The organism is Rhodococcus sp. T9N (assembly GCF_024436645.1).
GTDB classification, from domain to species: domain Bacteria; phylum Actinomycetota; class Actinomycetes; order Mycobacteriales; family Mycobacteriaceae; genus Rhodococcus_F; species Rhodococcus_F qingshengii.
Genome location: NZ_JAMSKS010000002.1, coordinates 190,213 through 212,687, shown reverse-complemented (window position 1 = coordinate 212,687; position 22,475 = coordinate 190,213). Strand labels below are relative to the sequence as shown.

7 protein-coding genes are annotated in these 22,475 nt (G+C 63.4%); 3 read left to right on the top strand and 4 right to left on the bottom strand.

Annotation, left to right across the window (positions count from 1 at the left end; translation table 11 throughout):
- Positions 1 to 5: 5 nt before the first annotated feature.
- Positions 6 to 941 (bottom strand): methionyl-tRNA formyltransferase, encoded by a 936-nt coding sequence (locus M1L53_RS04715; protein WP_007734348.1) that lies wholly within the window; start codon positions 939 to 941, stop codon positions 6 to 8.
- A gap of 110 nt (positions 942 to 1,051) precedes the next feature.
- On the opposite strand from M1L53_RS04715, the gene M1L53_RS04710 reads away from it, so the two are divergent.
- Positions 1,052 to 1,855, top strand: coding sequence for an alpha/beta fold hydrolase (locus tag M1L53_RS04710; RefSeq protein WP_003945829.1), 804 nt, complete (start codon positions 1,052 to 1,054; stop codon positions 1,853 to 1,855).
- A gap of 60 nt (positions 1,856 to 1,915) precedes the next feature.
- Here the strand turns inward: M1L53_RS04710 and M1L53_RS04705 are convergent, their stop codons facing one another.
- The 3 genes from M1L53_RS04705 to M1L53_RS04695 form a co-directional block, all read right to left on the bottom strand.
- Positions 1,916 to 2,185, bottom strand: a complete 270-nt coding sequence (locus tag M1L53_RS04705; protein WP_054188085.1) for a metal-sensitive transcriptional regulator — start codon at positions 2,183 to 2,185, stop codon at positions 1,916 to 1,918.
- 90 nt (positions 2,186 to 2,275) lie between these two features.
- Positions 2,276 to 2,686: a DUF302 domain-containing protein gene (locus M1L53_RS04700; protein WP_003945447.1), complete on the bottom strand. Its 411-nt coding sequence runs from the start codon at positions 2,684 to 2,686 to the stop codon at positions 2,276 to 2,278.
- 103 nt (positions 2,687 to 2,789) lie between these two features.
- Positions 2,790 to 4,937: an MMPL family transporter gene (locus M1L53_RS04695; protein WP_083471215.1), complete on the bottom strand. Its 2,148-nt coding sequence runs from the start codon at positions 4,935 to 4,937 to the stop codon at positions 2,790 to 2,792.
- A 143-nt stretch (positions 4,938 to 5,080) separates the two neighbouring features.
- On the opposite strand from M1L53_RS04695, the gene M1L53_RS04690 reads away from it, so the two are divergent.
- Both M1L53_RS04690 and M1L53_RS04685 read left to right on the top strand, forming a co-directional pair.
- Positions 5,081 to 5,665, top strand: coding sequence for a bifunctional 2-polyprenyl-6-hydroxyphenol methylase/3-demethylubiquinol 3-O-methyltransferase UbiG (locus tag M1L53_RS04690; protein WP_054188087.1), 585 nt, complete (start codon positions 5,081 to 5,083; stop codon positions 5,663 to 5,665).
- 85 nt (positions 5,666 to 5,750) lie between these two features.
- A complete protein-coding gene (locus M1L53_RS04685) occupies positions 5,751 to 22,460 on the top strand; it encodes a non-ribosomal peptide synthetase (protein ID WP_054188088.1) in 16,710 nt (5,569 codons plus the stop codon).
- The last annotated feature ends 15 nt before the right edge of the window (positions 22,461 to 22,475 follow it).

Sequence of the window (22,475 nt, the reverse complement as noted above, 5' to 3'; positions counted from 1 at the left end):
GGCGATCAGGTGAGGTACCCGCCGCCGTGGGGGAAGAACTCGGCGGCGGTGTACTCGCTGCCGTCGTCGAGTCGGACGCGCTCGATCCGCAGTCCCTTGTTCTTGCCCGACCACGCGTCGGGGCCCGCGACGATCACCATGCCGTCGTCTTCCTGGATGAACACTCGGCCGGGGGTTCCGCCGTAGTGCCCGCGTGAGACGGACGCCTTCAGGATGCGGATGCGCTGGCCCTTGAACTCGGCGAAAGCGTTGGGGTACGGATCGGACTGTGCCCGGACGAAACGCTCGATGACCTCGGCGGGCCAGGACCAGTCGACGTGGCTGTCCTGCGGTGCGCGCTTGTGGAAGAACGTGGCCTGCGATCGGTCCTGCGGCGTCCAGTCGGTACGGCCGGACGCGATCAGATCCAGGGCGTCGAGTGTGATGGGGCCGATCATGTCGATCGTGCGGTGGAACAGATCGGTGACGGTGTCGGTCGGGCCGACCGTCGTCGAACGCTGCAGCACGATGTCGCCCGCATCGAGTTCCTCGTCCATCAGGTGCGCCGTGAGCCCGACTTCTTCTTCGCCGTTGATCAGAGCCCAGATGAGCGGGGAGAATCCCGTGTACTTGGGCAGCAGCGAATCGTGGATGTTGAGGGTGCCGTACTTGGGTGCGTCGAAGACCTCCGCAGGCAACCAGGTACGCCAGTTGTTGGCGACGATGATGTCGGGAGCTGCTTCGGCCAGCGCGGCTTTGAAGGCGTCGTCAGGCTTGTTCGCCACGTGAACGGGTACACCGTTCTCGGCCGCCAGATCTGCAACCGAGTCCGCCCACATCTGTTCGTAGACGTGTTCGCTCTTCGGGTGTGTGATTGCCAGCACGACCTCGTGATCGGAGTCGATCAAGGCCTGCAGGGTACGGTGGCCCCAGGTTTGGTATCCGAGCGTAGCGACTCTCAACGGGGGTCCTCCTGGACGAGCATGGGCTGGGGTTGCGGTCACACGACCGCCCATCAGCTTAGGCTATCCAACCAAAATTGTTGATCACACGTACGAGGAGGAAGGCTGACATGACGGTCGCCACAATCAACGGAATCCCCATCAATTACCAGGTCAAGGGTGATGGAGATCTGGTGGTGCTCATCATGGGGACCGGCAGCCCCGGCCGCGTCTGGGATCTGCACCAGACCCCGGCACTAGTGGCCGCAGGCTACCGAGTCTGCACGTTCGACAACCGCGGAATCGCACCGTCCGGCGAGAGCCTCGGCGGCATCACGATGCCCGACATGGTCGCAGACACCGCCGGACTGATCGAGCACCTCGGTGGCGGTCCGGCCCATGTCATCGGAACCTCGATGGGCGCCCGGGTGGCGCAGGAACTGACGCTCGCCAGGCCCGATCTGGTTCGCAAAGCAGTGTTCCTCGCCGGTCACGCCCGGATGGATCATTTCCAGCAGGTCCTGACCGAGGGTGAGCGCCAGTTGTTCGACAGTGGCGTCGCTCTGCCGGCCAAGTACCGTGCCGCAGTGACCGCGGTGATGAACCTTTCGCCGGCCACGCTGGCAGACGATCACTCGGCGCGCGACTGGATGGATATCTTCGAGTTCACCGGCGGCGCAACGTCACCGGGTGTTCGCGCACAGCTCGGTATGGACCGCGCCTTCGATCGACGGGGTGCGTACAAGTCGATCATGCGCCCGTGCCTGTCCGTCGCTTTCGCCGACGACCGCATGATCCCGCCCTACCTCTCCCGCGAGGTGGCGGACTGCATCGCTACGGCGTCGTACGAAGAGATTCCCGACGCCGGGCACTACGGCTACCTCGAGCGTCCGGAGGCCGTGAACAAGGTGCTGATCGACTTCCTGGCGAAGTAGTTCTTTCGCACGCGAGAAAGGGCCTGACCTGCTAACTGCAGGTCAGGCCCTTCTCATGTTTCAGGCCAGTGCCAGGAACAGCTTCTCGAGTTCGGCCTCGGTCATCGGTTCCTGACCTTCCGCGCTGCCACCGCTCAGGCATTCACGCAGCCCGGAAGCGACGATCTTGAACCCTGCTCGGTCCAGCGCCTTGGACACGGCGGCGAGTTGCGTGACGACGTCCTTGCAGTCGCGGCCGTTCTCGATCATCGAGATGACCCCGGCAAGTTGGCCGTGGGCACGACGCAGTCTGTTCAATACGAGCGCAATGCTCTCTTCGTCGCCGGTCATGGTGGCCCCTTCTCGAGTGTTCGTGCTGCGGTCAAGGGTACCCCTGGGGGCATGTCACTGCTTGATTCAGTGTTTGATCCGGCTGCGGTGTCAGATCAACGAGTCGACGGCCGCGCGCAACTTGACGGCTGCGTCGGCCGCCACGGACTCCAGGCCGGGTTCGCCGGAAACCTGAACCATGAGAGCAGGATTCATCGCTTCGACGAAGAACGAATTCTCGGTAGTCGTATCTTCGCGGACGACGACGTTGCACGGCAGCAGGAGGCCGATCTGACGATCCACCGAAACTGCCCGATGGGCCAACGGCGGGTTACAGGCACCCAGGATCAGGTACTTTTCCATGTCCTCGTCCAGCTTCGCCTTGAGTGTTGCCTGCATGTCGATCTCGGTCAGGATGCCGAAGCCCTGCTCGGCGAGAGCGCCACGCGTGCGGGTGACGACGTCGTCGAAGGTTCCGGTGACCTTGGTTGCGATCGCTATCGGTTCTGTGGGTGTTGTCATTGCGCACTCCTCGTCGTGGGCTGTCACTGTCGCCGGCTTTGATTTCTCTTGTCCCCATCATACCCCTGGGGGTATCAGTAGGACAGTGATGTCGGGTACACGATCAGCCATGCGAGAAGCTGATGTTCGGCAGGACGCGACGCAGCCATGCCGGCGCCCACCAGGCTGCCCGGCCGGTGAGGCGTAGGAGAACGGGCAGCAGCACCAAGCGGACGAGCACTGCGTCCAGGAGCACAGCTACGCCGAGGATGATGCCCATCTCCTTGGGCGGCAGCGGATCTGCGAGCGCAAAAGTGAAGAAGACCGCAACCATCACCGCTGCTGCCGCCGCAATGACCCGACCCGAATGCGCGAGGCCGTCGATGTGTGCGATCTCGGGGTCACCTGTGCGTTCGTAGTGCTCCTTGGCACTCGAAAGCAGGAACACGGTGTAGTCCATCGCGATCGCAAAGATCATGGCGAAGAAGAAGACCGGACCCCACCCGTTGAGAAACCCCTGGGGATCGAAGCCGAGCAGGCCTGCTCCGTGACCGTCCTGGAAGATCAGCTTCGCGATTCCGAATGCGGCCCCAGTGGACAGCAGGCTGACCAGCGTGCCGATCAAGGCGATCAAAGGCGCCTGGAGGGCGATCAGCAGCAACAGGAATCCGAGCGTCAGAATCACGGCCACGACGATGGGAAGGTAGTCGTCGAGTGCCTGCTGAAGGTCGAGATTTTCGGCCGGAGCGCCGCCGACGAGCGCCGATTCCGGCAGTTGCGACCGAAGGTCGGCAAGGATGGTTTCCATCGCAGGATCTGACGGGTCGACGGTGGGAACTGCTTGCAGCATAACAAGATCGGACCCGTCGGCAGCTTGTTGCGCTGGGGTGACCATGGCCACGCCGTCAACGCTCATGGCAATTCGTGAGGTGTCGGCTGCATCGTCGGCGGACGTGACGATCTGCAACATCCCCGGGGCGCCGTCCCCGAATTGCTGCTGCACCAGTTCATAGCCCTGGCGAACCGGGTCGTCCTCGGGAACCACGGCGATGGAGGGCATTGCCACCTTCAGTCCGAAGACCGGAACAACGAGTGCGATCAGGATGAGTAAGGCGCCGAAGCCGAATGGCCACGGGTGCTTGTGCAGCAATGATGCCCAACCTGCGAACATCGGGGAGCGGTGCTGCTGGCGCTTTGCATACGGTAGAGAACCGCCGTTGACCTTCGCGCCGATCCTGCCGAGCACGGCAGGCAACAGGGTGAGTGTTGCGGCGAGAACGAAGATCACAGCGAGCATGATTCCGACAGCCATCGTGCGTACGGCCGGGGCTGGAACGATGAGAACCGCAGACAAACTGACCAGAACTGTGAGGCCGGAAAGGACCACAGCCTTGCCGGCGGTGTCCATGGTTTGAGCCACGGCGGCCCTTGGATCCGGATCGGCTCGCAATGCATCCCGGAACCTGGCGACGAGGAAGAGTGCGTAGTCGATGCCCAGCGCGAGAGCGAACATCATCGCGAAGTTCATGGCCCACACGGAAATCGGCGTGATCTCGTTGAGGATTACAAGCCCGCCCGCCGAAGCGACCAGGCCCGCAAGCGTCAGCAGTAGTGGTAGACCCGCGGCAACCAGGGAGCCGAAGGCCAACACCATGATCGCGAGAGTGACGGGCCACGACATCATTTCGGCTTTGATCATGGCTTCGTGATTGGCCTTGTTGAAATCGCTCCACAACGCCGACGCACCCGTCGGGTACACCTCGATCGTGTCGGTGGACAAGCCCGTGAGCTTCTTGCCGAGTTCGTCTACCGCGCTGACCATCTCGTCGGTACTCGCGTTGGCGCCCGCGACCATGATGCCGGTATGTCCGTCCGGGCTGATGGTCATACCGGGCTGCGGGGCGATCACTTCGCCGAAGCGAGGGTCCGCGGAAAAGATTTCCGTTGCCGCGGCCAGGGTTTGCTGCATCGACGGATCCGTGATGGGTAGAGAATCCGAGTGAACGACCACTTGTACTGCGGCGGAGGAATTTCCACCGAAATGCTGCTCGGCCAACTCGCGAACTTGCACGGATTCGGATCCGTTTGCCTGCCAACCCGCGCCGGCCAGGGAGGTGAAGACGCTGGGTGCTGCGGCGCCGAGTGCGATCAACGCGATCAACCAGACGCCGACGACGAGGTGGGTGTGAGTCGCCATCGATCGACCGAGACGCGCAAGTATGCCGTCGGCTCGGGTGGGTGGGTCCGCGGTGACTGTTCTGGTCGCTGACATCTTCACTCCTGATACGGGTGGGGGTATTCCTGTCCGTCACCTGTATACCCCCAGGGGTATCGATCTGTCACATTCGAGGGTTCTCTATGCTGCTGGGGGCACCGTCCGATCTGAAACGGTGAAACGGATATGGGAGAGCAATCATGGACGCACGCGACTGGGACGAGCGATACCGAGCGGTGACGGAGCCATGGGGAGTCGACCCGGCGGGAACCGTCGCAACAAGAATTTCCGATCTGAGACCGGGCACCGCGATCGATCTGGCCTGCGGCGACGGCCGTCACGCGCGGTGGATGGCTGGGCAAGGTTGGTCGGTGACTGCGGTCGACTACTCGTCGGTGGCGATCGATCTGGCACGGGCGAGTGACGGGGACAAGGCTGTCGACTGGCAGGTCGGCGACGCGACCGAGTGGCAGCCGGAAGGGCTGGTCGACCTAGTGTTGGTCAGCTTTCTTCACCTCGAGGTCGACCATCTGGCCGCAACCTTGAATCGCGTCGGGGAGTGGCTGACGCCCGGCGGACGGGTCCTCTATTTGGGGCATTCCATCGAGAACTTCCATCGTGGTGTGGGCGGTCCACCCGAACCGACCATTCTGCCCGGTATTTCCGATCTCGCTCGCGCTGCGGAGGGATCGAGGGTCTATGCCCTCGAACATGTCGTTCGGCCGCAAGACGGTAAGACAGCAATTGACGTTTTGCTCGAATTCGGTCCGTGGGAACAGGTCTGACAAGGGCGGGAGCGCACCTTCACGTTCCTGGGTAGCCTACCCTAAACTTGCGAGGGTGTTCGTCGTTCGATGAGCATGAACGACGATGATCGGATTCTTGATGTCTGACCACTCTCAGGTAGCTCACCCGGCGGTATCGGGCGGTGCCGATCTGGACGCAGCGCTCCCGGCGACGGCCGCTCAGCGTGAGGTGTGGGTTGCTCAGAACGTCGATCCGAGCAGTCCGGTCTACAACATCGGACTTGTCGTCGAGGTCGACGGCACGATCGACATCGAGCGCGCGGCAGCGGCGATCGAGGCCAGCGTCGGACGCGTCGAAGCGCTGTTCGTGCACTTCGAGGTCGATGCCGACAACCAGCTGATCCAGGTGCCGATTCCGGATGCGCGCTGGGACGTGGAAATTCTCGACCTTCGGGCCGAGGCGGATCCCGATTCGACTGCGCAGTCGTGGATGGACACCGACATGGCTCGGGTCTTCGGTCCGGACGATCTGCTGTTCCGGCAGGTGCTTCTGCTGACCGCTGACGACCGAGTCATCTGGTATCAGCGCTATCACCACAGCGTGGTCGACGGGTACGGCATCTCGCTCATCGTCGCCGACGTCGCCGAGCGATACGACGATCCGAATCTCGGGACTGCCGCGCCGCAGTGGTCACTCGACGCCGTGGTTGCAGCCGATCTGGATTACCGGAACTCTCCGCGATTCCAGACCGACCGTCAGTACTGGGCCGAGCGCGTTGAATCCGGACCGGAAGCGACGCGGATTCTGCATGGGCAGGTGGATGATTCGCTGCCGCCGATCTCAGCGATGCTCACGCTCGACGCTGATCGCGCGGCACAGCTCTATCGCTATGCGGCCGACGCCGGGATTCGACGAACTCGTCTCCCCATGGCCGCGCTGATCGCGTACATTGCGCGGACCACGGGACAGCACGACGTTGTCGTCTCGGTACCGATGGCCGCTCGGGTGGGGCGCGACATGCGTCGCACTCCTTCGATGGCGTCGACGATTTTGCCGCTGAGTATTCGGGTAGAACGCTCGGAAAGCATCGGCCAGTTGGCAACTCGTCTCGACACCGCCCTGGTCTCGATTCTCAAGCACGGGCGGTACCGAGGTGAGGATCTTGCTCGCGACATTCGGGCGATCGATCCCGACCGTCAGGTCTTCGGCCCCGGCATCAACTCGATGATGTTCGAACACACACTCACCTTCGGCGGATGCCCGGTGCGCGTGCGTAATTCGGTAACCGGTCGAGTCAGTGACCTGGATCTGAGTGTGCGCGGTGGTCAGGACGGGGAGCCGATCGAGATCGACGTCCGCGCCCCGGCCGGATTCGACAGGGAGTTGGCCGATCACACCGCGAGAATCGAACAGTTCCTCGATCGATTCGTAGCCGAGCCGCAGCTTCCGATCTCGGCACTCGACCCCATGTCGCTCGCGGAGAGAGAACTCGTGCTCCACGGGTGGAACGACACCGCAGAGCCGCAGCCAATCACGACGGTGCCGGATTTGTTGCGCAGCAGCTTCTCTGCCGATCGGGGCGCTGTCGCCGTGGTCGACGGCGACGTCCGGCTGACCTACGGCGAACTCGAAAGTCGGGTATCACAGCTCGCCGCGCACTTGATCTCTCGCGGTGTCGCGACCGAAACCGTTGTGGCGATCGGGCTTCCGAGATCCGCCGAGATGGTGGTGGGGTTGTTGGCCGTCATGTGTGCCGGTGGTGCCTTCGTTCCGCTGGATCCGTCATGGCCTGCCGAACGCCGCGAATCGGTACTTGCCGACGCGGGCGCCACACTGGTGCTCACCTCGGACGGTGTAGACGACTTCGTTCCGGTCGATCTCTCCGCGTGGGCGTACGAGGACGGGCCCTCGGACCTGTCCGAGACAATGACCTCCGACATTCGTATTCACGGTGCCCAACTCGCATACGTCATCTTCACGTCCGGTTCGACCGGACGTCCGAAGGGCGCCATGATCCGCCACGAGGCAATCTGCGCAAGGTTGCTGTGGCAACGGGAGCGGATTCTCGGGTTCGGGTCCGGCGATGCCTCCTTGTTCAAAGCCCCACTCTCGTTCGACATCTCGATCAACGAGATCCTGCTCCCGCTCGTCTCCGGCGGTCGATTGGTGATCGCGAAGCCCGAGGGGGAACGCGACCCGCAATACCTGCTCGACCTGATCGCCGGAGAATCGGTCACCTTCGTCTACCTGGTCTCGTCCATGCTCGACATACTGCTGGACCTGGCGAACGAGACCGATCAGCTAGATTCGTTGAAGCACGTGTGGTGCGGCGGTGAGGTTCTCACGCCTGAACTCTTCGACCGGTTCCGTGCCCAACTGTCCACGACGCTGTATCACGGCTACGGGCCGGCAGAAGCGACCATCGGTGTCTCCCATGTGATCTACCGAGAGGACGCGGAACGAATCGCGACCTCCATCGGGCGGCCGAACCCCAACACTCGCCTGTACGTGTTGGACGGCGACCTGCAGCCGGTTCCGATCGGCACCGGCGGCGAACTCTACGCCGCGGGCTTCCTGCTGGGACGCGGATACGTCGGCGCGTCGGCACTGACCGCATCTCGTTTTGTCGCGGATCCCTTCGTCTCAGGTGATCTGGCCGGATCCCGGATGTACCGCACCGGTGACTTGGCCCGATGGGCCCCGGACGGCACCCTCGACTTCCTCGGACGCACGGACAATCAGGTGAAGATTCGTGGCATGCGCCTGGAACTCGAGGATGTCGAAGCCGCCGTGATTTCGCACCCCGCAGTGCGTCACGTGGCAGTTCTGGTGCGCCAAGCACCAACCGGTGCAAAGTATCTCGCCGCCTACGTGAGCGCAGCGTCGGGGACGAACCTCGCGATCGACTCACGTGAGCTTCGCGAGTGGGCTGCGAGCAAGCTGCCCGACTACATGGTCCCGACCACCGTCACCGTCCTCGACAAGTTTCCGCTCACGGCAAACGGCAAACTCGACCGTCGCGCGCTACCCGAGCCCGATCTCGCCGAACTGAGTGCACATGTCGCTGCGAGAAACGAAGTCGAACAACAGTTCTGCACGTTGATCGCGTCGGCAGTCGGCCTCGATTCGGTCGGCGTTACCGACGACTTCTTTGCACTGGGCGGCGACAGCATCGTCGCGATCTCACTCGTGACCGCGGCTCGTGCTGCCGGTTTGTCGATCAGTCCTCGCGAGGTGTTCCAACTGCGCACCGCCGAGGCTATGGCGCGTGCCCAGTCCTCCCGAGTGGCTGAGATCGTCGACCACGCGGACCAACCGATCGGCCACGTAGCCACGACGCCGATTGCCGCCAAGGTTCTCGGAGTGTCGGACGCAGTACGAACCTTCCACCAGCGAGCGCTGATTCAGACCCCGTCAGCTTTGACCTCCGAGCACGCCGAGTCGGCGCTCGACGCCCTGGTGGCGCGCCACGATGCACTTCGTGCGACGTTGACTTCCGAAGGAACGCTGCTTGTTCCGGAGACAAACGAAGCGGCTGTGGTCTTCGAGACCCGTGCACTACCGGCACCGCTCGAAGAATGCGGACCGCTGATCGTCGCCGAGACCGAGCGAGCTGTCGGCCGTCTGAATCCAGCCGACGGCACGATGGTCAGCGCTGTTCTGTTCCGCCCTGTGACCGGTCCCGGACGGCTGTTGCTTGTCATCCACCACGCGGTGGTCGACGGCGTCTCGTGGCGCATCATCCTCGAGGACCTCGCGCGCGCCGGCATCGCAGCGATGAATGGCGACGAACCCGCACTCGCTCCGGTCGGCACGTCGGTGCGAAGGTACGCCGAACTCGTCTCGGAGGCGGTCGGAGCCGGGCGACTGGACTCGGAAATCGAGTTCTGGGACTCGGTGACGTCCGCACAACGGGCATCTCTCGGCCGTCGGGCACTCGACCCGGCAGTTGACCTCGCGCGCACCGCTGCGGCGCGGTCGATCACCCTACCTCCAGAACTTGCAGATCAGCTGTTGGGCAGTGTCCCACGGGCGTTCGGAGCCGATGTGAGCGAAGTGCTGGTCACCGCACTTGCCGTGGCGCTGACCCGTTGGAGCGGTGCCGGATCGGTGACGATCGACCTGGAGGGGCACGGACGCGACGAGGACATCGTTCGCGGTGACGGCGATGCGCACGTCGACCTGACTCGTACCGTCGGATGGTTCACCACAGTGTTTCCGGTGGCGCTCGAGATCGGTACAGCCGCTCCGGATCTCGACGCGAGCGGCGAGTTGGCGGGGGTTCTCAAGAGCGTCAAGGAGCAACTTCGACGGGTCCCGAACGCCGGCTTCGGGTACGGAGCATTGCGATACCTCGGCGGCTCGGATCAGTTGCGTAGTTTCGCAGCGCCGGAGGTGGTGCTCAACTATCTGGGACGCACTGCCGCAGCGGAGGGGGACTGGTTCCCGGTGTCGATGGACGGTGCTGCCGATCCGTCCATGCCGATGGGTCACGCGTTGTCTGTCGACGTCGTAGCCGAGGACGCCGCCGGTGGACCACGCCTGCGAGCCACCCTGACCTGGGCGTCGAACATCTTCCTGCGTAGCGATATCGACAAGTTTGCGCGGTTGTGGCTGGACTCGCTCGAGGCCGTGTCCGGGCTCGCAGCCTTCGGCGGAGCCACACCCTCGGACTACCCTCTGGTGGCGCTCGCTCAGGCAGACGTGGACGGGTTACCGAAGGCTGAAGAGATTCTCCCACTCACTCCGCTGCAGGAAGGGATCTACTTCCATTCGGCGTTTGCCGATCCGGGGGCCGATCAGTATGTCGTGCAACAGGTTGTGGAACTGACCGGAGCCGTGGACAGTGCGGCGCTGCACCGCGCGCTGCAATCCGTCGTCGATCGGCATGAGGCGCTGCGCACCGGATTCTCGGTCCTGGGTGACGGCCGGGTCGTGCAGGTGGTGCACCCGAGCGCTGTCGTGGAGATGGCGGTAGTCGAGGTGGCCGGCGCCGATGTCGATGAACTGCTTTCCGCCGACCGCGCGCGCGGGTTCGACCTGGCGCAACCGCCGCTCGTCCGTTACACGCTTGTCCGTGCCTCTTCGGAGAAGTACCTTCTGCTGCAGTCGATTCACCATGCGGTCGCAGACGGATGGTCGGTTCCGGTGATGCTGCGGGAGCTGATGGCGTCGTACAGCGTTGGCGACTCCGGCGTGGTGCTCCCGACTCCGGCGCCGTACCGCAGCTATCTCGAATGGTTGGCCCGCCACGATCACGAGGCCTCGGCAGCGGTGTGGAGAGAAGCGCTGAACTCTCCCGGGCCCGCGGTCGAACTTCCCGCGCCGAGCGCGGGCAGCAGCGGCGTCTGTGCCACCCGAGTCGAGCTGTCCGACAGTGATACTCGCGCACTGGCGATCAACGGACGCTCCCATGGCCTGACGCTGAGCACGCTCGTGCACGGCGCCTGGGGGCTGGTGCTCGGCCGAATGACCGGCCGAACAGACGTGCTGTTCGGATCGACCGTATCGGGACGCGGTGGAGACCTGCCCGGGATCGAGTCCATGGTGGGCTTGTTCATCAACACCGTGCCGGCTCGGTTGCGGTTCGATCCGGCAGAGACAGCCGCGCAAGCGCTTTCCCGTTGGCAGAGGGAACAATCGGAACTACTCGACCATCAGTACCTGGGGTTACCCGAACTGCGACGGACCGGCGGACTGGAGCAGGACTTCGAATCACTCGTAGTGTTCGAGAACTATCCACTCGGTGACACGGCAATCGCTGATCCGACGAACTCGGTGCGACTGACGGGAATTCGATTCGACGAGCGACCGGCCTACCCGTTGACCCTGATCGTCGTCCCCGGCGATCGATTGGCGTTGGAGCTCAAGTACGACGCTGCTCAGGTGGACGGCGACGCCGCTGCGTCGCTGGCCGAAACTCTCGCAGTCGTACTCACCGAGCTCTCGCGCGATCTCGATCAGGTCATCGGCCGGATCGCGCTGGCACCCGCACAGCCGGGGAGCGTCGGCACGGCCTTGGATCGGCCGCGCGCAACGCTGACCGAGCTGCTGAAGGATCAAGCCGGGCGTACGCCCGAAGCCACCGCAGTGATCTTCCGTGAAGAGTCGTTGACCTACGCCGAACTTCACTCTCGCGCTGATCGTTTTGCGCATCTGCTGCGCGAACGTGGCGTCGGACGCGAATCGTTGGTAGCGGTGGCCTTGCCTCGCTCTCTTGATCTGATGGTCGCGATACTCGGCATCGGGAAGGCCGGGGGAGCATACGTTCCCCTCGACACCGGCTACCCGGCGGAGCGGCTGACGTACATGCTGGGTGACGCCGATCCTGTGTGCGTCGTGGTGTCGGAAGATTCTTCACTCGATTCGGGTTCGGTTCCGCGGGTGACGGTATCGGAGTCGGCGCAGTTCCCCGCCGATCCGCTGAGTGTCCCAGGATCGCCCGCGGATGCCGCGTACATGATCTACACTTCGGGTTCGACCGGTCGCCCCAAAGGCGTTGTGGTCAACCACGAGGGTGTGGTCAACCGATTGCTCTGGGCACAGCAGATACGTCCGATGGACGTCTCCGACCGGATGCTGCAGAAGACCCCGTCGAGCTTCGACGTCTCCGTTCCCGAATTCTTCTGGCCGTTCCTGGTGGGGGCAACTCTCGTGATGGCCGAGCCGGACGGGCACAAGGACCCTGGCTATCTGGCCGACGTCATCGTCGAACATTCCGTGACCCGAGTGCATTTTGTTCCGTCGATGCTCGACGTGTTTCTCGCGGAGCCGAAAGCAGCACTGTGCTCTTCGCTCCAGATCGTCAACTGCAGCGGTGAGGCACTGCCCGTTCACGTTGCACGCAAGGTCGCCGAGATCCTGCCGAATACTCTGGTGGACAACCTCTACGGCCCCACCGAGGCCGCCGTCGACGTCAGTTGGCAACCGTCGGTGCAGGAAACTCCGGCAGACGCCGTCAGCGTCCCGATCGGCGCACCTGCCGCCAACACCGGCCTGTTGGTTCTCGATCCCTACCTGCAGAACGTCCCGGCCGGTGCCACCGGTGAGCTCTATCTGGCAGGGCCACAACTGGCGCGTGGTTACCACGGACGTGGGGGATTGACCTCCGAACGATTCGTGGCGAATCCGTACAGCGACGGCGGCTCGCGGATGTACCGGACCGGTGACATCGTGCGGTGGAATGCCGACGGCGTTCTCGAGTACCTCGGCCGTGCCGACGAGCAGGTGAAGGTTCGTGGATTCCGAATCGAACTCGGCGAAATCGAAGCGCAATTGGCGCTGTGCCCCGGAGTCACGGCAAGTGCCGTGATCGTCCGAACCGACGGTCCGAGCAACCGCGCACAGGTGGTCGCCTACCTGGTCGGAGATGCTGATGATGTTGCGGTTCGAGCTCAGTTGTTGTCAGTGCTACCGGAGTTCATGGTGCCAAGTGCCTTCGTGCGGCTCGAGTCGCTGCCGCTGAGCCCGAGTGGCAAGCTCGACCGAAAAGCACTACCTGCACCGGATTTTGCGGCACAGGTGGGCGACTTGACGGGAGTGGTTTCCTCGGGCGTTGCAGACCTCCTCGCCGGGCATTTCGCGACGGTTCTCGGACTGCCCCGTGTCGGGGTGCGCGACGATTTCTTCACTCTCGGCGGCGACAGTATCCTGGCGATCCGACTGGTCAACCTGGCTCGTCGTGATTCGGTAGTGCTGACCCCGCGTCAGATCTTCGAATTGCGCACTCCCGCTGCGATCGCTGCAGCGGTGGGTGATGTCGCCACCTCGGATGCCACCGTCACGGCCGACATCGGCGTGGGTGAGCTGGTTCCGCTGCCGGTGGTTCACCGCTTGTCCGAATGGACGGGTGGTACCGACCGCTTCAACCAGGCAGTTCTGATCCACTCTCCGGCAACATCTCTCGGTTCGATCACCAGTGCGTTGCAGGCAGTGCTCGATCACCACGACGGGCTTCGCCAAACCTTGATCCGACACGACCGCGGCATGTGGTCGGCGCGGGTCGAGGAACCCGGCAGTGTCCGTGCAGCGGACGTGGTCGCCCGAGTCGACGCGCAAGGACTGGACGACGGCGAGTTGCGAACGCTCATTGCGGAGCACTCCGAAGCAGCGACCAGTCGATTGGATCCGTCTGCAGGGCGTATGGTCTCGGTGGTCTGGTTCGATTGTGGCGCGGAGAATCTGGGCCGGCTCGCGATCGTCGCCCATCACCTGGTCGTGGACGGGGTTTCCTGGGGAACCCTGCTCGAGGATCTCGCGATGGCCTGGGTGGCGGTCGAAGCCGGAGAGTCCGCCGCACTGGATGCCGTCGGAACTTCGCTGCGCACCTTCTCCCGCACTGTGGCCGAACACGCCCACAGTGCCCATCGATTTGCCGAACTCGATCACTGGCTGACCGTGACCGCTCCGGGCGCGCAGTTGATCCCCGATGCCGCGGGCTATGCCGTCGTATCCGGGGGCTCGAGGCGGACGGTCACCGTGGACGGAGCAATCTCCGAGGCAGCACTTGGATCGGTTGCGGCAATGGTGGGTGCCGAGGGGACGGATGTTCTGTTGGCAGCGCTGACGATGTCGGTCGATCGCTGGCGCCGCTCCACCGGCCGCAGTGAGCACGAACTGCTGGTCGATCTGGAACGGCACGGCCGCGAGGAGTTGGTGGCGGGCATCGATCTGTCGCGAACAGTCGGCTGGTTCACCACGATTGCCCCGATGCGGCTGCACGGCGGAATCGACCCGGTGGACACGCTACGCGAGGTGAAGGAGAGCCTGCGGGCGGCTCCGGACGGCGGTATCGGCTACGGGATGCTGCGATACGTGAATGCCCGCACGGCATCGACATTGGCGGGGCGCTCCGAATCTCAGATCCTGTTCAACTATCTCGGACGTACGACGACAGCTGGATCGACAGCATGGTCCTTGGCAGCGGAATCCGAAGCCTTGTCCACCGATCCCGACGCAGACATGGGAGGCCCGTACCGACTGATCGTGAATGTCGTCAGCGTGGATTCGGGGCTCCGCGCCGAGTTTGCCTGGGCAAGTGAAGATTTGTCCGAGGAGGACGCGCAGTCACTCTCCGACGGCTGGGTTTCGGCCCTCGGCGATCTGGCGGCTGCGGCCGCGCGTCACGCCGGGCCTCCCATTCTGACCCCGTCCGATGTGACGTTGCTCGACCTGAGTCAGACCGAGATCGACGCGATAGCCGATGCGAGTCCGGCAGGTGTCAGCAGCATCCTCCCACTCTCACCGTTGCAGGAAGGCCTGTACTTCCAAGCCGGCTACGCGGGCAGCAGCGACAGCAGCAGTGGTGGGGACATCTACACGGCACAGTTCTCGATGGACTTCGGGCACACCCTCGATGTCGACAGGTTGGCTGCGGCCGCCCGGACACTTCAACGACGAAATCCCACGTTGCGAGCGGGTTTCGTGAGCGAAGGGCTGAACGAGCCGGTGCAGTTCTTCAGCGCTGGACTCGATGTTCCGGTCGTCGTCCACGATCTCCGTGAACTCGACGTCTCGGTTGCTCGTGAGCGTGCCGAGGCCGTCGCCGCCCAAGACCGAGTGACGCCATTCGACCTGACCGCGCCGCCGCTGTGGCGTATGAGTGTGCTGCATCTGCCCGGCGGCCAGGATCGTCTGGTGATCAACAGGCAGTTCCTGCTGTGGGACGGCTGGTCCAACGGCCTTGTCGTCAGTCAGCTTCTGGCGCTTTACGATACCGGCGGCGACGACAGCGCATTCGGCGAACCCGAGGGGTCGTTCGAGACATACCTCGCCTGGTTGGCCGATCGCGACGGTGCAGCCGCCGACGAGGGGTGGCGCGGAGCGCTCGCAGGACTCGAGGAGCCGACGCTTGTTGCCGAGCCGATGCCCGGCGTCGAAGTTCAGCTTCCGGATCGCCGCGATGCGGTTCTGTCGGAAACGCTTTCGCGTGCGTTGCGTGAGCGCGCTGCCGCGTCCGGCGTCACGTTCAACACGGTACTGAATGCAGCGCTGGCCCTCGTGCTGGCGTCGGCCACCGGTCGACAGGACGTCGTCTTCGGCTCCACGGTTGCCGGACGGCCACCGGAGGTACCGGGAATCGACACCGTGGTGGGAATGTTCCTCAACACCGTTCCCGTTCGGCTGCAACTGGATCCGAACGAGAGCGTCGAGGAACTTCTTCGTCGGACACAGGCGGATCGACTTTCGCTGATGCCTTTCGACTACCTCGGTCTGGCATCGATCCAGCGTGTTTCCGAGCATCGTCAACTCTTCGACGTGCTGATGGTCCTGCAGAACTTCGTGGACGAGAGGCAAGTCCACGCGCTCAACGCCGCTCACGACGTGAGTGGAAGCGACAGTATCGATCACACGCACTATCCGCTGACCGTCGTGGTCACACCGGGTGCCACCGTCAACGTCAAGTTCGAGTTCCATCCGCATCTGGTGACCGCGCGCCGGGCCGAGGACCTACTGCGTCACTTCGTCGACCTGCTGCAGAGTTGGTCGCAGGACATGGCGGGATCGGTTGTTGCGTCTCCGGTTCCCGCAGTAGCGCAGCAGACGCAGATCCGGGAGTTGCCGGAGCGCACCATTGCCGACCTGTTCGAAGAAGTCGCGTCGGCGCAACCGAACGACACGGCACTCGTGTTCGGGAAGCGCCGGATGACCTACGCCGATCTCGACGGCGAGATCAACCGGATGGCGCGGTTGCTGATCAATTGCGGCGCCGGCCCGGAAAAGATTGTCGCTCTTGGCCTACCACGTTCGGTGGACATGGTCGTCGCGCTCTTCGCGGTATTGCGCACGGGTGCTGCCTACCTACCCCTCGAACTCGACCATCCGGCCGAACGGTTGGCCGTGATGATCGACGACGCGGATCCTGTCGTGTTGCTGACAACCGTTTCGGCCTCACCGAGGTTCGAAGGAGCCGACGTCCGCACTATCGTGATCGACGAACCAGATACAGCAGCAAGGAGACTGACGATCTCGGCGCGGGCACTCTCCGCGTCGGAACTCGGAGCATTCGCTCCGGGGGCACCGCATCGACTCGACCACCCCGCGTACGTCATCTACACCTCCGGTTCGACCGGCAAGCCCAAGGGCGTGGTCACCGGTTACCGCGGCTTGACGAACATGCAGTTCAACCACCGCGAGGCGATTTTCGAACCCGTGATCGCCGCGGCGGGCCGGCGCCTGCGGATCGCGCACACCGTGTCCTTCGCCTTCGACATGTCGTGGGAGGAACTTCTGTGGCTCGTGGAAGGCCACGAGGTGCACATTTGCGACGAGGATCTGCGTCGTGATGCCGAGGCACTCGTTGCATACTGCGACGCACTGGACATCGACGTCGTCAACGTGACACCGACCTACGCGACGCACCTGATCGACAGCGGGCTTCTCGACGACGGTGTGGGACACCACCGCCCGCCGTTGGTCCTGCTCGGCGGTGAAGCCGTTCCGGATTCGGTGTGGAACAGGCTGCGCGACACCGAGGGAACCGTGGGCTACAACCTCTACGGTCCGACGGAATACACGATCAACACGCTCGGTGGCGGAACGTTCGACAGCGACACCCCGACCGTCGGCAAACCGATCTGGAACACCGCCGCGCATATTCTCGACGGCTGGCTGCGTCCGGTCCCCGATGGAGTTGCCGGCGAACTGTACATTGCCGGAGCCGGTTTGGCTCGCGGCTACCTCGGACGCTTCGCGCTCACGTCCGAGCGCTTCGTCGCAGATCCGGCTGGGACCGGAGGACGTATGTACCGCACCGGGGATCTCGTGCGGCGACGCGGTGACGGCAACCTGGACTTCCTCGGCCGCACCGACGATCAGGTGAAGATCAGAGGTCACCGCATCGAGCCGAGCGAAATCGTCTCCGTTCTCGAATCCGATGAACATGTGCGGCAAGCGGCAGTGGTGGTCGACGTCGGGGCAGGTGGAGTCAAGAGGCTCGTCGGCTACGTGACACCCGTGCGACTCGGCGCCGGGCACGACTACCGCGCGCAGGCGCGAGTTCTCCTACCCGACTACATGGTTCCGGCCGTGGTGATCGAGGTGGAGACACTACCGATGACCGTCAACGGCAAGCTCGACGTCAAGGCACTGCCCACCGCCGATTCGGTGCTGGGGGAGCGGAGTGGGGAGTCGATCGCACCGCGTAACCACACGGAAGAGGTCCTCTGCGACCTCTTCTCCGACGTACTCGATGTGGACGATATCGGGGTCGACGACAACTTCTTCGACCTCGGTGGGCACTCGCTTCTGGCCACCAAACTGATCAGTCGAGCTCGGATCGCCCTTCCGAACAGTCTGACCATGCGTGATCTCTTCGAAGCGCCGACCGTCGCGGAACTCGCGGAACGCATTGTGGCCGAGCAGGGATCGACTCGACCGATGCTGGTAGCGAAGCCGCGGCCGGACCACCTTCCACTTTCTGCCGCTCAACAGCGTTTGTGGCTGATCGGACAGATGGAAGAGAACTCCGCAGCCTACAACTTCCCGATCGTGCTCCGCTTGGACAGTGCATTGGACGCGGACGTCTTCGCCGCGGCGCTGGGCGACGTCGTTGAACGACACGAATCCCTGCGTACGGTGTTCCGGTTGGTGGACGGATCGCCGGAGCAGATAATTCTCGAATCGGCGACGATTCCGGTCGAGACAGTTCATCGAGACGAATCCGGTGTCGCCGGTGAAATTGCCGTGGCAGCGGGTCGTCCGTTCGACCTGTCTGACGAGATTCCGATCCGCGCACGTCTGATCCGGGTGGACGGTGCCGAGGTGGACGGTGCCGTAGTGGTCGTGATCGTCCTGCATCACATCACTACGGACGAATGGTCCGATCGGCCATTCCTGCGCGATCTGATGTCGGCATACTCCTCTCGGATCCAGGGCGAAGATCCAATTTTCGAACCGCTTCCGGTTCAGTACGCGGATTACACTCTGTGGCAACGGGAATTGTTGGGCAGCCCTGAAGATCCGTCGAGCATCCTGAGCACGCAGTTGGACTTCTGGGCGAAGAGTTTGGACGGAGCCCCCGAAGAACTGCTGCTTCCCACCGACCGGAGTCGACCGGCCAGACCGAGTTTCTCCGGTGGTGCAGTGGTGACACGGTTGGGCGTGGAGACAACTGCTGCACTGCGAGATCTGGCGCGCGAGAGCCGGAGTTCGATGTTCATGGTTCTGCACGCGGCGTCGGCGGCGTTGCTGACTGCGCTCGGAGCGGGTGAGGACCTTCCCCTCGGCGCTCCCGTCGCCGGACGTAGTGAGCAGGGACTCGACGAACTGGTCGGCTTCTTCGTCAATACGATTGTGCTGCGCACGGATACGTCAGGTAACCCGACGTTCCGGGAGTTGGTGGATCGCGTTCGTGAGAGAGACCTCGAGGCCTTCGCCAACGCCGACGTTCCCTTCGAAACTGTGGTGGAACGCCTCAATCCGTCGCGTACTTTGGCACGCAACCCGCTGTTCCAAGTCATGGTCGGCTATCACAGCCGCGAGGAGATGGGAGGGGATCCGTTCGAACTCGAGGAGTACACAGCCAAGTTCGATCTGGTGTTCAACTTCACCGAGTACCTAGGCGACGAAGGCTGCATCGACGTCCGACTCGAATACGGCAGCGACCTCTTCGATCGCGAAACAGCACAGCGAATTTCGAACCGATTGGAATCGGTGATCGCGGCAGTCGTGGAATCGGCCGACATCGAGATCGGCGACATCGACATCTTCTTGCCAGGCGAACTCGAGCAAGTTGTCACCTCGTTCAACGACACCGCCGTCGACGTGCCGGAAGAGACGTTCTACGACGCTTTCGCGCGTGGGGTCGCTGCTACGCCCGAGGCGATTGCGGTGCGCGACGAGGCGGGGCAGGCCACGTACCGCGAACTCTCCGAGCAGTGTGATCGGATCGCCGGCGTGCTGTATCGCCGCGGAGTGTCGGTCGAAGACGTGGTGGGGCTTGCCGTCCCGCGCTCGGTGGAAATGGTCGCGTCGGTCCTCGCCGTGCTCAAGCTGGGGGCCGCGTATCTACCCCTGGATTTGAGTCACCCGAGCGAGCGCATCACATACATGCTCACCGATTCCCGCGCCTCGGTACTTCTGTCCACTGCGGAGGAAAGCTCGCGGATCGAGGATGTGGTCGGCGTCGAGCGAATCCTCCTGGACGATCCGCTGATCCGTGCGGAACTGGACGAGGCAGTGATCGTCGAAACTCCCCGGCCACCAGTTGGCGTCAGCCACGCTGCCTATGTCATCTACACCTCGGGATCGACCGGCAAGCCGAAGGGAGCCGTCCTCTCCCATGACGGTATTCCGAGTCTTGTTGCCACAGCCGAGGTTCGGATGCGACTGGTACCGGGTTCGGTGGTGATGCAGTTCGCTTCGGTCGGCTTCGACGTCGCGGTATTCGAGCTGGCGATGGCACTGTGCACGAGCAGCACCCTGGTGATCGTGCCGCAGAATGCACGAGTTGCCGGTCCGGCGCTGACCGATTTCATGACGAGCAATCGTGTCACCCACGCGATCATCCCTCCCTCGTTGCTGGCCGCTCTGCCGGCAGGATGTGAAGTGCCGCAGGGCTGCACCGTGTTGGTCGGAACCGAGACGGTGCCACCGGAGCTGATCGGGCGATGGGCGGAGCGGCTGAATTTGCTTGCCGCGTACGGACTCACCGAAGCCACGGTGAACAACACACTGTGGCAGGCGGAACCCGGTTGGAACGGTCCCGTGCCCATCGGAATCCCTGACCCCAACGAACAGGCGTACGTGCTCGACGATCAACTGCGTCCGGTTCCGCCGGGAGTATCCGGCGAGCTGTACATCGCGGGACGCGGCCTGGCGAGAGGCTATCTGGGCCGATTCGATCTGACGGCACAGAGATTCATCGCCGATCCCTTCACCGCGGGCGATCGCATGTATCGCACCGGGGACCGCGCGCGGTGGCGCTCTGACGGGAACATCGACTTCCTCGGCCGCGTCGACGATCAGGTCAAGATCCGCGGTTTCCGAATCGAGTTGGGCGAAATCATCGGAGCTCTCAGTGCTCATCCTTCGGTGAAGCAGGCAACGGTCGTCGCGGATCGGCAGGGCGAAATCACGCGCCTGGTCGGTTACGTGTCACCGGAACCCGGTGTCGTCGTCGACACGACGGCAGTGCGGAACCTCGCGGCACTGTCGTTGCCCGACTACATGGTTCCGACCATGGTTGTCGCCCTTGACGGTCCGCTGCCGTTGACGCCCAACGGAAAGCTCGACCGCAAGTCGTTGCCCACTCCGGACTGGTCGGAGCTGGCGGGTGATGTTGCTCCTCGCACGGCAGTGGAGTCCACGGTTGCGGCTGCGTTCGCGGAAATCCTGCAGCTACCGAGCGTCGGAGTCCACGACAGTTTCTTCGAACTCGGCGGCCATTCGATGGCTTCGATGAAACTGGTCGGTCGCATTCGGGAAGCGTTCGGCGTGGACGTCAGTATTCGAGACGTATTCGACGCGCCGAGTGTTGCGGAGTTGGCGGCCGTCGTCGCGCGTTCGGAAGGTAGGCGGCCGATCCTGGCGCCGGCGGTGAAACGTCCCGAGACGATGGGTCTGTCTGCGCCGCAACGTCGTCAATGGGAGTTGTTCCGCGCGTCCGGCGCGCAACCGCAAGCAAGCCACGCTCTGGCGCTGACCCTGAAATCGAAGATCGATCCGGAGATTCTCGGGCACGCCTTGGACGATGTCACTTCGCGGCACGAACCCCTGCGGACCACCTTCGTCGAGGTCGACGGCATCGTCGTGGCAAGAGAATCGGTGCGTCCGACTGTCGATGTGGTCGATGTCGGCGCCGGCGATGTGGGTCGAGTGGTGTTCGAACTGGCTCAACTTCCGATGGATCTGCGTGAGCAATCACCGTTGCGGGTTCATCTGGTGCTCGGTGAAGACGGCTCTAGGACACTGCTTCTCGTCATGCACTACATCGCCGTCGACGAGTGGTCAGTAGTGCCGCTGTTGGGAGATCTGGTCTCTGCTTATGCAGCCCGGTCGCAGGGAGATCAACCGGTTTGGGACGAGCTTGCATTGACGTACGCCGATTACACCGTGTGGTCGGACGAGCTGTTGGGAGACCCCCGAGACGTCGACAGCCGTGCGTCGAAGCAACTTGCATATTGGCGGGATGCGCTCGACGGAATACCGACCAGTGTGAATCTTCCGTTGCCGGAAGGTGACTCGGAGCCTCGAGGTGACGTGATCGCCGTCGACATCGACGCGGGTCTGCACGCCGGAATCGACGCCCTGGCTGCGCGCACCGGCACGAGTATGTTCATGGTCCTGCAGGCCGCACTGGCCAGCGTTCTCACGAAGGCCGGCGCGGGTACTGATCTTCCCATCGGTTCATTGGTTGCGGGCAGGTCGGATCCCCGTCTCGAACCGATGATCGGATCGTTCTTCAATGTTGTTCTCCTGCGCACGGATACGTCCGGTAGTCCGACGTTTGCAGACTTGCTGGCTCGCATCCGGGAAAACAATCTGGAAGCGCTGAGCAATCAGGACGTCTCATATGTGTATGTCGAGCAGGCGCTGGGTAATCCGGCGTCCATGAGGCCTCAGGTGATGGTGATCCATCATCAACAGGCCGATTTGGACGGGCTCGGCGACTTCGGTTCTCTCGTACCGATTCCGGTGGGAGTGCCCGAGGCAGATGTGACGTTGAGTTTTTACGAGCCGGTGGGCGATGGGCCTGTCTTTGCAACTCTCGGGTTCCGTGCCGACCGCGTCGATGCGGGTGCAGTCCGCGTATGGGCAGGTCAATTGGTCGACGTGATCGAGGCTGCAGTCGCCGCCGAAGGGGATGACGCGAGCGAGGGGGCAAAACTATGACATACGTCGCATCGC